At 49.9% G+C, this 12,141-nt stretch carries 16 protein-coding genes; 14 read left to right on the top strand and 2 right to left on the bottom strand.

The genetic code is table 11. From position 1 onward, the window contains the following. Positions 1-78 precede the first annotated feature (78 nt). Entirely contained in the window at positions 79-732 is a 654-nt protein-coding gene (gene pyrF, locus QFX39_RS08725; RefSeq protein WP_300479610.1) for an orotidine-5'-phosphate decarboxylase, read from the bottom strand. A gap of 192 nt (positions 733-924) precedes the next feature. Here pyrF and cbiM point away from each other — a divergent pair, with 192 nt between their 5' ends. From cbiM to QFX39_RS08655, 14 genes are all read left to right on the top strand, one after another. After that, on the top strand, positions 925-1,593 hold the full coding sequence (cbiM, locus tag QFX39_RS08720; protein WP_300479607.1) for a cobalt ECF transporter S component CbiM: 669 nt from the start codon (positions 925-927) through the stop codon (positions 1,591-1,593). A 1-nt stretch (position 1,594) separates the two neighbouring features. After that, positions 1,595-1,882 (top strand): energy-coupling factor ABC transporter substrate-binding protein, encoded by a 288-nt coding sequence (locus QFX39_RS08715; RefSeq protein ID WP_300479604.1) that lies wholly within the window; start codon positions 1,595-1,597, stop codon positions 1,880-1,882. Positions 1,883-1,905: 23 nt separating this feature from the next. Further along, positions 1,906-2,670 (top strand): cobalt ECF transporter T component CbiQ, encoded by a 765-nt coding sequence (gene cbiQ, locus QFX39_RS08710; protein ID WP_300479599.1) that lies wholly within the window; start codon positions 1,906-1,908, stop codon positions 2,668-2,670. An 84-nt stretch (positions 2,671-2,754) separates the two neighbouring features. Then, positions 2,755-3,591: an ATP-binding cassette domain-containing protein gene (locus QFX39_RS08705; RefSeq protein WP_300479596.1), complete on the top strand. Its 837-nt coding sequence runs from the start codon at positions 2,755-2,757 to the stop codon at positions 3,589-3,591. Between the two features lie 12 nt (positions 3,592-3,603). Beyond that, positions 3,604-4,062 carry a riboflavin synthase gene (gene ribC, locus QFX39_RS08700; RefSeq protein ID WP_300479734.1) on the top strand — a complete coding sequence of 153 codons (459 nt, stop codon included), beginning with the start codon at positions 3,604-3,606 and terminating at the stop codon, positions 4,060-4,062. A gap of 18 nt (positions 4,063-4,080) precedes the next feature. After that, on the top strand, positions 4,081-4,665 hold the full coding sequence (locus QFX39_RS08695) for a flavodoxin family protein (protein ID WP_300479593.1): 585 nt from the start codon (positions 4,081-4,083) through the stop codon (positions 4,663-4,665). Between the two features lie 85 nt (positions 4,666-4,750). Beyond that, the gene (locus tag QFX39_RS08690; RefSeq protein WP_300479731.1) at positions 4,751-5,446 is read left to right on the top strand and encodes a glycosyltransferase family 2 protein; all 696 of its coding nucleotides are present in this window, start codon (positions 4,751-4,753) and stop codon (positions 5,444-5,446) included. Between the two features lie 36 nt (positions 5,447-5,482). Further along, on the top strand, positions 5,483-5,809 hold the full coding sequence (locus QFX39_RS08685; RefSeq protein WP_300479590.1) for a DUF2304 family protein: 327 nt from the start codon (positions 5,483-5,485) through the stop codon (positions 5,807-5,809). 27 nt (positions 5,810-5,836) lie between these two features. Continuing rightward, positions 5,837-6,964: a glycosyltransferase family 4 protein gene (locus QFX39_RS08680; protein WP_300479687.1), complete on the top strand. Its 1,128-nt coding sequence runs from the start codon at positions 5,837-5,839 to the stop codon at positions 6,962-6,964. Positions 6,965-7,065: 101 nt separating this feature from the next. Continuing rightward, on the top strand, positions 7,066-7,749 hold the full coding sequence (locus QFX39_RS08675; protein WP_300479587.1) for a heterodisulfide reductase-related iron-sulfur binding cluster: 684 nt from the start codon (positions 7,066-7,068) through the stop codon (positions 7,747-7,749). Then, positions 7,746-8,936 carry an LUD domain-containing protein gene (locus QFX39_RS08670; protein ID WP_300479584.1) on the top strand — a complete coding sequence of 397 codons (1,191 nt, stop codon included), beginning with the start codon at positions 7,746-7,748 and terminating at the stop codon, positions 8,934-8,936. Before QFX39_RS08675 ends, QFX39_RS08670 begins: the two co-directional genes overlap by 4 nt. A 102-nt stretch (positions 8,937-9,038) precedes the next feature. Further along, a complete protein-coding gene (locus tag QFX39_RS08665) occupies positions 9,039-9,749 on the top strand; it encodes a (5-formylfuran-3-yl)methyl phosphate synthase (RefSeq protein WP_300479581.1) in 711 nt (236 codons plus the stop codon). Positions 9,750-9,781: 32 nt separating this feature from the next. Continuing rightward, entirely contained in the window at positions 9,782-11,263 is a 1,482-nt protein-coding gene (gene guaB, locus QFX39_RS08660; RefSeq protein WP_300479579.1) for an IMP dehydrogenase, read from the top strand. A gap of 21 nt (positions 11,264-11,284) precedes the next feature. Continuing rightward, entirely contained in the window at positions 11,285-11,884 is a 600-nt protein-coding gene (locus QFX39_RS08655) for a molybdenum cofactor guanylyltransferase (protein WP_300479577.1), read from the top strand. On the opposite strand, the gene QFX39_RS08650 is transcribed toward QFX39_RS08655, so the two are convergent. Next, positions 11,874-12,077 (bottom strand): pseudomurein-binding repeat-containing protein, encoded by a 204-nt coding sequence (locus tag QFX39_RS08650; RefSeq protein WP_013295413.1) that lies wholly within the window; start codon positions 12,075-12,077, stop codon positions 11,874-11,876. The two genes, QFX39_RS08655 and QFX39_RS08650, sit on opposite strands and share 11 nt — an antisense overlap. Between the last annotated feature and the right edge of the window lie 64 nt (positions 12,078-12,141).

Here is a 12,141-nt window from a genome sequence, read left to right as displayed (position 1 = left end):
TGACATGTTCTTTTGTAGGTAGTAGGTGGATAAATGGTCTGACTATATGGTCTTAGGAACACTAAAAGTTAAAATGAATTATTCACCTCTTATTGCATCCAGAATCTCACCTGCAGCAGCAGCAGGGTCCTCTGAAAGGTAGATTGACCTTCCAACGATCACAGCATCTGCAAATTTCAGTGTTTCAGATGGGTCTCCACCCTGGGCACCCACGCCGGGGGATATGAGGAATGCTTCGGGGCCGATGATCTCCCTGAGTCTTGAAAGCCTCTCTATCCTTGTTGAGGGGCCCACATAGTTTTTAACACCCAGTTCAACGCCCATTTCTGCTATTCTATCTGCAGATCCCTGTAGGAACATCTCTGCACCTGGATGTGACATCTCTGTCAGCAGGAAAACCTCTCTTTTCATTTCATCTGCAACATCCAGGCATGCACTTACACTATCTGCACCTGTGAATCCATGGACTATCACCGCATCGGCCCCCGCCCCGAAGGTGGCCCTGCATATCTTCTCATTGGTTTCAGGTATATCCGCCACCTTGAAATCGGCTATCACCCTGCACCCAAAGTTCTCCCTGAAGTCCCCGATAACCTCAATACCCGCAGAGAGTACCAGGGGGTAACCTATCTTAACCGTGTCAATGTATTCGTAGACCTCCCCTGTGACCCTGAGGGCTTCACCGGAGTCCATGAGGTCCATTGCAAGGATGAGTCTGTTTTTGATTTTCATGCTAACCACTCTATTGGAGTTATGTTATCTATTTTTCTGGGATGTAATGTGTTTGATGGTGTGACTGGATGTCCTTATCCATCAGTGCAGGCACGCCTCTCAAGAAAACTTTAATTTAAGTCAGAAATTATAGAAAATATTATATACTCAGATCTTAAAGTTTACTTTAGAAAGATTCAAGAAGGTGATAAATTGCATATCATGGAAGGATTCCTGCCACCGGAATGGTGTCTCTTCTGGTATCTTCTATCGGCACCTGTCATAGTTTATGGTTTAATCAGGATAATAAGGATTTCAGATGAGAGGCCCGAGGCAAAACCGCTTCTTGCAGTTAGCGGCGCGTTCATGTTTGTCCTATCATCCCTTAAACTTCCATCTGTAACCGGTAGCTGTTCACACCCCACAGGTAATGGGCTCGGGGCCGTGCTCTTCGGCCCTGCAGTCACATCTGTCATGGCACTCATTGTTCTCATATTCCAGGCGCTGCTCCTTGCCCATGGTGGCATAACAACCCTGGGTGCAAACGTGTTCTCCATGGGTATCATTGGCCCGGTCTGTGCATGGGGAATCTACAGGATCACAAGGTCAGCCATACCATCATCTGCAGCGGTCTTCCTTGCAGCATTTCTGGGGGACCTGATGACCTATGTGACAACATCCATCCAGCTTGCGGTTGCATTCCCCAAACCAGGGTTCATGGAGGCCCTTATGAAGTTCATGGTGATATTCGCCTACACCCAGCTCCCACTGGCGGTTGCTGAGGGCCTTCTCACCGTGGTGATATTTGAGAACATCCTCAAGCTCAAGCCTGATATAATGGAGAAACTTCAGGTTATAGGAAAACCTGCTGTGGAGGGTTAAAATGGATAAAAGACATATCATAATGCTTATTGCAGTTGCGGTTATTGCCATAGCACCCCTTGTAATCTACAGTGGACTTGGAGAGGATCAGGGATACTTTGGGGGGGCAGATGACAGTGCCGGCGAGGCAATATCTGAAACAGGATATGAACCCTGGTTCCAGCCAATATGGGAGCCGCCGAGTGGTGAGATAGAGAGCCTGCTATTTGCTCTCCAGGCCGCCATAGGCGCCCTCATAATCGGATACGTATTTGGCTACTACAGGGGGAGGGGAGAATCCCCTGAATAAAATTTTTTTCATGGTGAAGGACGATGAACATATCTGTTGACCACTATGCACATACCAATGGCCTCAGAAACATGAGCCCGGGCTTTAAGATGGCCCTGGCCATTATCACGATGCTCATTTCAGTCCTATCACCAAACCCTGTTATACCCCTCATCATCACATTTTTAATGACACTCCTGATTCTCTTTGCAGCGGATATACCCGCCTCATACTACCTGCGGTTTGCCGCCATCCCGGTGGGATTCGGTGTCCTGACACTCGTGCTCATGGCGCTATTCTTTGGTGTGGACCCCCTTGTAACATTCATGGGCCTCAGGGTCTACAGTGACGGCCTGCAGACAGGTATTCTCGTATTCTCAAGGATACTCGGTGGTTTTTCTTGCCTTGCATTCCTTGCACTCACAACACCCCTCAATGAGGTCTTCCATGAACTTGGAAGGCTGGGTCTTCCAGCGGCTTTCATTGAGATAGCCCTCCTCATGTACAGGTCAGTATTTGTTTTCATTGAGGAGGCTTCAGTGATGTACCATGCCCAGGATTCAAGGCTCGGTTACAGTGGTATTAAAAATTCCTACAGGTCCATGGGGCTCCTTGCAGGTAACCTCTTTATAAGGTCCTGGCTGAGGGGTGAAACGGTTTACCGTTCCATGGAGGCGAGGTGCTATCAGGGGACAATTCCATCCATCAGAAGGCAGTCCATTGGAACCCGTGAAGCGGTTATGTTAGTATTATTTGATGGCTTACTTTTAGTGGGGCTTCTTTTCACTTCAAGGGGCGGCATCTTCTGATCTGCCCAGAAGATCACCACCGGGGCACAGTTAAATATTAAATGAACACTATTCATCATATGGTCAGTTTCCAGTGGTGTGAACATGAAGATTATTGAGGCAGTAAATATCAGGTACACCTACCCGGATGGCACCCAGGCTCTGAAGGGTATAAATTTCCATGCAAAAAAGGGTGAGGTGGTGGCCCTTCTTGGCCCCAACGGCGCAGGAAAGTCCACACTCTTCCTTCACTTCAATGGCATACTGCAGCCAACCAGCGGGAAGGTACTGGTGGATGGGAAGGAAATCGACTACAGCAAATCAGGGCTCATAGAAGTCAGACAGAAGGTTGGAATCGTATTCCAGAATCCTGATGACCAGCTGTTCGCACCAAGGGTTGACGAGGACGTTGCATTCGGACCCCTCAATATGGGACTTGATGAGGACGAGGTTGAGGAGAGGGTTAAGGACGCCCTGCGGAAGGTGGGGATGTCTGGCTACGAGGACAGGCCCCCCCACCACCTGAGCGGGGGTGAGAAGAAGAGGGTTGCAATAGCAGGTATACTCGCCATGAAACCTGATATAATGATACTTGATGAGCCAACCTCTGGCCTTGACCCCCGCGGGGCATCGCAGATACTCAGACTGCTCCATGAGCTGAATGAGGAGGGCATGACCATAATCATATCCACCCATGATGTTGACCTGGCACCCCTCTACTCGGACAGGATATACATAATAAGCGGGGGAGAGATAATAAGTGAGGGAACACCCGGAGATGTTTTCTCAGATATAGACACCATAAGGGGAGCCAACCTCCGTCTTCCAAGGATAGCGCATCTGGTGGAGATACTTCAGAAGGAGGATGACCTCCCGTTCAGGGAACCATACCCCCTCACCATCGGGGAGGCCAGGAAGAAACTCCGTGACCAGCTGAAATAGGGTGATATCATGATAAGGGTCGGGATCTGTGACACAACATTTGCAAGGTATGACATGGGAGGGGCTGCAATCGATGAGATTAAAAAGCATGCCACAGGTATAAAGATCATAAGGAGAACGGTCCCCGGGATAAAGGATCTTCCAGTGGCCTGCAAAAAATTAATCGAGGAGGAGGGCTGTGAGATGGTCATGGCCCTCGGGATGCCCGGTCCAGAGGAGAAGGATAAGGTATGTGCCCATGAGGCATCCACTGGCCTCATACAGGCTCAGCTCATGACAAACACCCATATACTTGAGGTATTTGTCCATGAGGATGAGGAGGATAACCCCGAGGATCTAAAGGTCCTTGCAGATAACAGGGCAAGGGAACATGCCCAGAACCTCATCATGATGCTCTTCAGGCCAGAGAGGCTGACACGTGATGCAGGGATGGGTATGCGTGAGGGCAAACCTGATGTGGGGCCCCTCTAAAAATTGGAGGTGTATCTGATGGTTAAGGTTATTGGAATCTGTGGAAGTCCAAGAAAAAATGGTAACACTGAGATTCTGCTCAGGGAGGCCCTTGAGGCCGCTGCCAGTGAGGGTGCTGAAACCGAGCTTGTGAGGCTCGCTGGTAGGGATATAAACCCCTGCAGGGCCTGTGACTCATGTAAGACTAAAGGGGAATGCGAGATCGATGATGACCTCAATGAGGTGATTGAGCTTGCAGCAGACGCTGATGGGATAATAATCGGGAGCCCGGTGTACTTTGGCTCTGTAACAGCCCAGACCAAGATGTTCATGGACAGGACAAGGCCCCTCAGGAGCAATTTCAGATTATCAGATAAGGTTGGGGGGGCAGTAACCGTTGGGGGCTCAAGGAACGGCGGCCAGGAGACCGCATGTGGCGATATACACAACTTCTTCCTGATACATGAGGCTGTTGTCGTGGGTGATGCGGCACCAACAGCCCACTATGGGGGTACAGGTGTCGGAGGTGCAAAGGGGGACTCTGCAGAGGATACTGCAGGTATTGATACGGCCAGGAACACCGGAAAAAGGGTAGCGTCTCTTGCAATGAAGATTCATGGTTAATTGAGGTATGAGTATTCGCTTTTCGACTGTACCATGCCATAATCCCATGAAAATTCATGGCTAACTGAGGTATGAGTGAATGCCAATGGAATCGATACCAGGGAATGTCACTGTGGTTGTGCCTGCCTATAATGAGGAGAAGACCATAGAGGATGTTCTGAAGGCCCTTCTTGAAAGGGGTTACAGGGTTCTGGTGGTTGACGACGGCTCAAGGGACTCAACTCCAGAGATACTCAAGAGGATGTCCTCCAGGAATGAAGGGGTGTCAGTCTATACCCACGTCATAAACAGGGGCCTCGGGGCGGCCCTCAGGACGGGTCTGCGGGCTGCCCTGAAGGAGGGGGCAGACTACGTGGTGACCTTCGATGCCGATGGGCAGCATGACCCCGACGACATTGAAAGGGTCTTAAAACCTCTCCTGGAGGGTTCTGCAGATGTGGTTATTGGAAGGAGAGATTTCACGGATATGCCACTCTCAAGGAACCTTGGGAACACCATAATGAACCTTCTCACCCTCCTCTTCTATGGGTGCAGGGTCTCGGATTCCCAGTCAGGTCTCAGGGCATTCACATCCAGGGCGGCATCACTTATTGATATAAAAAGCAGGGGCTACGGTGTCTCATCGGAGATCATCGGGGAGATCCGCAGGAATGACCTCAGGATGGGTGAGGTTACCATAAGGACAATATACACTCCTGAGACAATTGCCAAGGGCACAAGTACGTCGGTGGGTATAAGGATACTCCTGAGGCTTCTGCTCAATATATTCCGGAAGATTTAGGTTTTCTACATGTGAATATTTAAAGGCGGTGGGTTCATGATATACCAGGTTCTGGGAATTTTAATTGGAATTGCAGGGATACTGATCTCTATTCTGAGGTTCAGGGATTCAAGGACATCCCCTGGCGGCCTCATACTGTGGCTGATACTCTGGTTTTCCGTCATATTCTTCTCACTGAGACCCTCCTTTTCGACTGAAATCGCGAACATCCTTGGAATAGGGAGGGGACTTGATTTTCTCCTTATAATAGGCATACTCGGGGCCTATTACCTTCTCTTCAGAATATACCTCATGGTGGACAGGCTACAGCAGGAGATAACAGAGCTTGTACATGAGATTGCACTTAGAGGGGATGATGACTAGATCCACCTCCACGTTTCAGTGATTGATATGAGAATATGTATCGTGACAGAGTACTTTCCAGCAGGTGAGAAACTCGACATAAGGGGCGGTGCAGAGGCCTGTGCATTCAAAGAGGCCCTTAAATTATCAGAGAAGCATGATGTGACGGTCCTAACATCAAGGACGCCTGAAAACCCTGATGGATACACCAGCGGCAACATGAATGTCATCTGCTGCGGTCCCATGAGGTCCTATGTTCAGGCAGGCTCCATAGGTGAGAGGCTCTCATTCATGCTGTCGGCCTACAGGGAGGGCCTGAAACTTGAACCTGACGCTGTTATAGGGTACAATTTCATAACACATCCTTTGGCCTGGATGATAGCAGGGAAAACGAATGCGAAGGCCCTGGCACGTTACCATGATGTCTGGATCGGTGAATGGCTCAGAAACATCGGTTTTTCAGGAATACTCGGCGAGATACTTGAAAGATACACCCTCTCAAGGAGGTTCGACAGGATAATAGCGGTGTCAGAGTACACAGCCAGGAAGATACTTGAGAGGTACCCCTGGCAGAGGGTCTCAGTAGTCCACAACATGGTGGACTTCAGTCCGCCGCTGGTTGAGAAAACCACAAGCCCATCCATTGCATGCGTTTCAAGGCTAGTTGAATACAAGAGAGTGGGGGACCTCATAAGGGCGGTTTCAGTTCTCGCAGAAGAGTTCCCTGATCTGAAGTGCAGAATAATAGGTACGGGTCCACTGGAGGGGGAGCTCCGGGACCTTGCAGCTGAGCTGGGAGTGGATGATAGGGTTGAGTTTCTGGGATTCGTGGAGAAACATGAGGATGTCCTGAGGGTTATAGCGGAGTCCTGGGTCTTCTGCCTTCCAAGCGTGGTGGAGGGTTTCGGAATAGTCGTTGTGGAGGCAATGGGATGCGGGACACCCTTCGTGGCTTCCAGGATACCTCCTGTAATGGAGGCAAGCAGGGAGATGGGTGGACTCTTCTTTGAACCCTGCAACTGGAAGGACCTGGCAGATAAACTCGGAACACTTTTATCTGACAGTGAAATCCACAGAAGACTCACAAAGGAGGCATCAGATGTTTTCAGGGATTACAGTGCAGATGCAATCGGGAAAAAACTTGAGAAAATCCTGAAAGAGGTTACAGGTAGTTGATCTTCTCTTTGAGATGGTAACATTTCCTTCTAAAGCAGAGGACATTTCATTTTTTCTGAAAACTCCAACATATTAATAGAGCCTTTGGCATAACTGATATCATGGTTATCTACTTCAGGGGATGTCTTGCAAGGGAGAGGCTCACAGAAATAGAAAGGGCCACAGAGAAAATCCTCCAGGCAGCAGGGCTTGAATACAGGGTTATGGATGATGAAACTTGCTGCGGATCAGTACTCCTCAGAACAGGATTTCTGAAGGACGCTGAAAGACAGATTAAGAGGACAGGGAAAATGCTCCAGGGAAAGGAAGTTATCGTATCATGCGCTGGATGCTACCGGACACTCAACGAGGACTACAGGAGTATGGGTTACAGCATAGGGGTGAAGCACATCTCACAGGTTATCCTTGACCTTGTAAATACAGGGGACATTGAATTTGATAAAACCGCCATGAGGGTGACATACCATGACCCCTGTCACCTATCAAGGCACACAGACGAGAAGGACGCCACCAGGGAGATTTTAAAGGTGTTTACAGATTTCAGGGAAATGGAGCACCATGGTAGTGACTCAAGGTGCTGCGGGGCCGGGGGCGGCTTGAGGTCAGCCCACAGGGACATATCAGCCATGGTTGCGTCATCACGCATAGATGAGGCTGAGAGGACAGGGGCAGATATACTCTGCACATCCTGCCCATTCTGCCGCCTGAACCTTGAATCCACCTCCATGAGGGTAATGGACATAACAGAGCTTCTATCAGAGATCGTCAGGGAGGATAAAGGTTGAATGACGATGAGATCCGTCAGATGAGGATATCCTTCAGCAAACTTGATGAGAGGCGTACTGGACTCCTTGACACTCCAGAACTTGATGTACTCAGAGATAGGGTGGCGGAGATACGTGAACTGGCAGTTGAAAAAATGGATGATCTCATATCCGAGGCTTCCAGGCGTTTAATGGAAAACGGCATTGAATTCCATCTTGCAGAGGATGCAGATGAGGCCTGCAGGATAATTCATGAGTCACTTGATTGGGATACTGTTGCAAAGTCCAAATCCAACACCCTATCCGAGATAGGCCTTTCTGATTATCTCCGGAGGAAGGGTGTGAGGGTCATTGAGACTGATCTGGGGGATCGGATACTTCAGCTTGCAGGGATTAAGAAACCAGCACATCCTGTTGGACCGGCACTTCACCTGGGAGTTTCTGAAATAGCTGGGATAGTAAGGGATAGGCTGGGGGTTGATATTTCAGATGATCCATATGAGATAATGGCTGCTGTAAGGGAGGATATCCTCAGCAAAATCGAATCCTGCACAACGGGAGTGTCAGGGGCAAATTCCGTTGCAGCACATGATGGAGCGGCTGTGATAGTCCACAATGAGGGTAATGTGGGAAGGCTATCCCTCATGGACACCCACATACTAGTATTCGGGATAGATAAGTTTGTACCTGAAATAGAGGATGCGGTGTCAGTTGTGAAACTCGAGACCGCCTATGCGACAGGTACAGGGGTCCCCTCCTACATCAATGTGATCTCGGGACCATCAAAGACCGCAGATATAGAAAAGATGCTCCTAAGGGGCATGTACGGGGCATCAAGGGTCATTGCAGTTGCAGTGGATAATGGCAGATCCTCGGCTTACCCTGAGGCCCTCCTCTGCATAGGCTGCGGCAGCTGTATAGTGAGCTGCCCGGTTTACAATGCAATTGGGAACAGGTTCGGGTACAGGGGGTACCTTGGGGGAAGGGGCGTTGTTATGAGTTCCTTCCTTGCTGATAGGGAAACAGCGGTTGAATCAGGACTCTACATGTGCACCCTCTGCGGCCTCTGCACAGAGAAGTGCCCGGTGGGGACGCCAACATCCTCTCTCATGGAGAAACTCAGGAGGGAGTGCAATGCCGCAGGCCTCTACCACAGCTCACATCTGAGGGTGGCTGAGAGGATAAGAAGAAGGGGTTCACCACTCTGAAAAGAAAGGTATAAAAGGGTGCTGTTCTAGATAAATTAAAAAAATTATCATGTAATGTTTCTTGGGATATCATTCCATAATTTTTACCAGGAGGTTATTGGTTTGCTTCTATTGATAAGTCCAGTTAACACAGAGGAGGCACTTGAAGCCATAGAAGGCGGTGCAGACATAGTTGACGTTAAGAACCCCAGTGAGGGATCTCTCGGGGCCAACTTCCCCTGGGTTATCCGCTGGGTCAGGGAGATGACACCCGATGAGATGCTTGTGAGCGCCACCCTGGGTGATGTGCCCTACAAGCCAGGGACCGTGGCGCTGGCAGCCATGGGTGCCCTTGTATCAGGTGCAGACTACATAAAGGTCGGCCTCTACGGGACAAAGAACTATGAAGAGGCGGTTGATGTCATGAAGAACGTTGTGAGGGCAGTTAAGGATGAATCCGACGCAATCGTCGTTGCAGCCGGCTACGCCGACGCCCACCGTGTGGGTGCAGTGGACCCAATGGAGATACCCCGCGTCGCCGCAGATTCAGGGGCTGACCTTGCAATGCTTGACACCGCTGTGAAGGATGGTAAGTCACTTTTCGATTTCATGGACATGGAACAGCTGGAATCATTTGTCTCAGAAACCAGGGACCATGGACTGAAATCCGCCCTCGCAGGGTCCGTTGGAAGGGAGCACCTCAAACCACTCTATGATATTGGATGTGATGTGGTCGGCATAAGGGGTGCAGCATGTATTGGCGGAGACCGCAACATCGGTAGAATCCACAGAACAGCTGTGAGGGAACTCAAGGAACTGATAGAAAGCTTTTAAAATAACTCTGGCGGCCTCTCAGGTGGTTAATAATGTACATGAAAAAATTGAAGGAAGCAGAAACCGGTTACACATTTGATGATTTTCTCCTTCTTCCCCAGGCATCATATGTGGAACCGAAGGATGTGGAGACATCTGGAAGGGTATCAAGGAATATCAGACTCAAAATACCCATAATAAGCTCTGCGATGGACACAGTTACAGAGTATGAGATGGCCATCGCAATGGCCCAGGAGGGCGGAATGGGTGTTATCCACAGAAACATGAGCATCAGGGACCAGGTGGAGCAGGTCAAGAAGGTCAAGAGGTCCGGTGACCTCACCATAAGGGATGTTATAACCATATCACCGGACTCCACCCTCAGGGAGGCCCATGAGATAATGGATCAGGAGGAGATCAGCGGGCTGCCCGTGGTTGAGGATGGAATACTCATAGGTATCATAAGCCGGAGGGACATTGAGCCCATATTCAACTCCGAGGCCGACAGAAAGGTTGACCAGGTGATGACAAGGGATGTCGTCACGGTTGATGAATCGGTAACTCCATCAGAGGCCCTTGACATAGCCTACGAGAACAAGGTTGAAAGGCTCCCTGTTGTGAAGGACGGGAAGATCGTTGGTATACTCACCATGAAGGATATACTTGAGAGGAAGAGGTACCCCAATGCATCAAGGGACAGTGAAGGTTACCTCATGGTTGCAGCAGCCACAGGGCCATTTGACCTTGAAAGGGCCCATGCACTTGATGAGGCAGGGGCAGATATACTGGCAATCGACAGCGCCCACGGACACAACATGAACCTTGTTAAGAGTGCCGGGAAAATGAAGAGGGAGATAGACGCGGACCTCATAGTGGGTAACATCGCAACCAGGGAGGCTGCAGAGGACCTCATCGCACAGGACGTTGATGGCCTCAAGGTTGGTATAGGTCCCGGGTCAATGTGCACCACAAGGATAATTGCAGGTGTGGGTGTGCCGCAGCTCACCGCCATAGCCGAGGTGGCTGATGTGGCAGCAGAGTACGATGTTCCTGTGATCGCCGATGGTGGTATAAGGTACTCAGGGGATATTGCAAAGGCAGTGGCTGTTGGGGCGGACTGTGTCATGCTCGGGAACCTACTTGCAGGTACCTATGAGGCCCCGGGGGACGTTGTTGTTATGAATGGTCGTAAGTACAAGCAGTACCGTGGTATGGGGTCCCTGGGTGCAATGACAGGGGGTATAGGTGCCGGGACAGACAGGTACTTCCAGGAGCCCAAGGGACACATGAAACACACCAAGGTCGTCCCTGAAGGTGTTGAGGGGGTTGTCCCCTATAAGGGAACGGTGAGCGAGGTCCTGTTCCAGCTAATCGGAGGTCTCAGGGCCTCAATGGGATACTGTGGTGCCGCAGATCTCGGTGAGATGAAGGAGAAGGCAAAGCTTGTGAGGATAACCTCAAGCGGTATCAAGGAGAGCCACCCGCACGACCTCCTCATAACCAATGAAAGCCCCAACTACCCCACCCTCAAATAATCATTTCTATAATTTCAGCCAATGAAGAACCGTGAACTGAACTCCGCTGTGGTCCTCTGCGGGGGAATGGGCAGGAGGATGGGATCAGATAAGGGCCTTCTTGTGATGGATGGAAGGTCCTTCATTGAGATAATAACAGATAAACTCCTGGAATATTTCAGTGAGGTGGTCGTGGTCTTCCGTGACAGCAGACAGGCAGGTAATTACAGGGATCTTCTTGATTCCAGTATCAGAGTCCTCATAGATGAGTTGCCTGGTGTCGGCCCGCTGGGGGGTATATTCACGGCCCTTGGAAGAATATCAGGTTCCGCGGCCCTCTTTCTCCCCTGTGACTCCCCCCTTGTTACCAGGGAATTTCTCCTGAATATGAGGGATGCCTTCAGGGTGATGGGGGATAGGTGTGATGCCATTGTACCCTGCAGGGATGGTCTACCCGAGCCGCTACACTCAATCTACTCGGTAAAAATAAGGGACCATATAGAGGGTCTGCTCGCCAAAAATGAAAGGAGAGTTAGGGTTCTCCTTGACTCCATTGAATCCTGCCGCATCGACGCTATCAGTCTGGATCCAACCCTTCGGAGTTTCAGGAACTTCAACCGACCGGAGGACCTCAGGATCTGATGTCAACCGTGCGGGGATTCCTTCCCATCTCAAGAACAAACTTATTTACCCTCTCGATCATGTCGATGTAGTGTTCTTTGTGGATTTTCTTCCCATCGACGAGGGCATATTCCGGTAAAGACCCGTACAGATTCTTGAATTCAATTATCTCATTAACCATTTCCCTATACTGCTCAAGGGTCAAACGTTCCATGGATACCAACCATTGGAGTTTTTTTATAATCTCTTCCTCATAATATATAAGTTATACGATTTTA

This window comes from Methanothermobacter sp., from assembly GCF_030055425.1.
In the GTDB taxonomy this organism is placed as follows: domain Archaea; phylum Methanobacteriota; class Methanobacteria; order Methanobacteriales; family Methanothermobacteraceae; genus Methanothermobacter.
This window is presented reverse-complemented; position numbering and strand designations above follow the sequence as displayed.

Bases quoted from the DNA above. Each gene is read 5' to 3' on its own strand.
- QFX39_RS08705 (WP_300479596.1), top strand. From the start codon at position 2,755: ATGAAGATTATTGAGGCAGTAAATATCAGGTACACCTACCCGGATGGC.
- QFX39_RS08690 (WP_300479731.1), top strand. From the start codon at position 4,751: ATGGAATCGATACCAGGGAATGTCACTGTGGTTGTGCCTGCCTATAAT.
- guaB (WP_300479579.1), top strand. From the start codon at position 9,782: ATGTACATGAAAAAATTGAAGGAAGCAGAAACCGGTTACACATTTGAT.
- cbiQ (WP_300479599.1), top strand. From the start codon at position 1,906: ATGAACATATCTGTTGACCACTATGCACATACCAATGGCCTCAGAAAC.
- QFX39_RS08695 (WP_300479593.1), top strand. From the start codon at position 4,081: ATGGTTAAGGTTATTGGAATCTGTGGAAGTCCAAGAAAAAATGGTAAC.
- QFX39_RS08655 (WP_300479577.1), top strand. From the start codon at position 11,285: ATGAAGAACCGTGAACTGAACTCCGCTGTGGTCCTCTGCGGGGGAATG.
- QFX39_RS08675 (WP_300479587.1), top strand. From the start codon at position 7,066: ATGGTTATCTACTTCAGGGGATGTCTTGCAAGGGAGAGGCTCACAGAA.
- pyrF (WP_300479610.1), bottom strand. From the start codon at position 732: ATGAAAATCAAAAACAGACTCATCCTTGCAATGGACCTCATGGACTCC.
- QFX39_RS08680 (WP_300479687.1), top strand. From the start codon at position 5,837: ATGAGAATATGTATCGTGACAGAGTACTTTCCAGCAGGTGAGAAACTC.
- QFX39_RS08685 (WP_300479590.1), top strand. From the start codon at position 5,483: ATGATATACCAGGTTCTGGGAATTTTAATTGGAATTGCAGGGATACTG.
- QFX39_RS08650 (WP_013295413.1), bottom strand. From the start codon at position 12,077: ATGGAACGTTTGACCCTTGAGCAGTATAGGGAAATGGTTAATGAGATA.
- QFX39_RS08715 (WP_300479604.1), top strand. From the start codon at position 1,595: ATGGATAAAAGACATATCATAATGCTTATTGCAGTTGCGGTTATTGCC.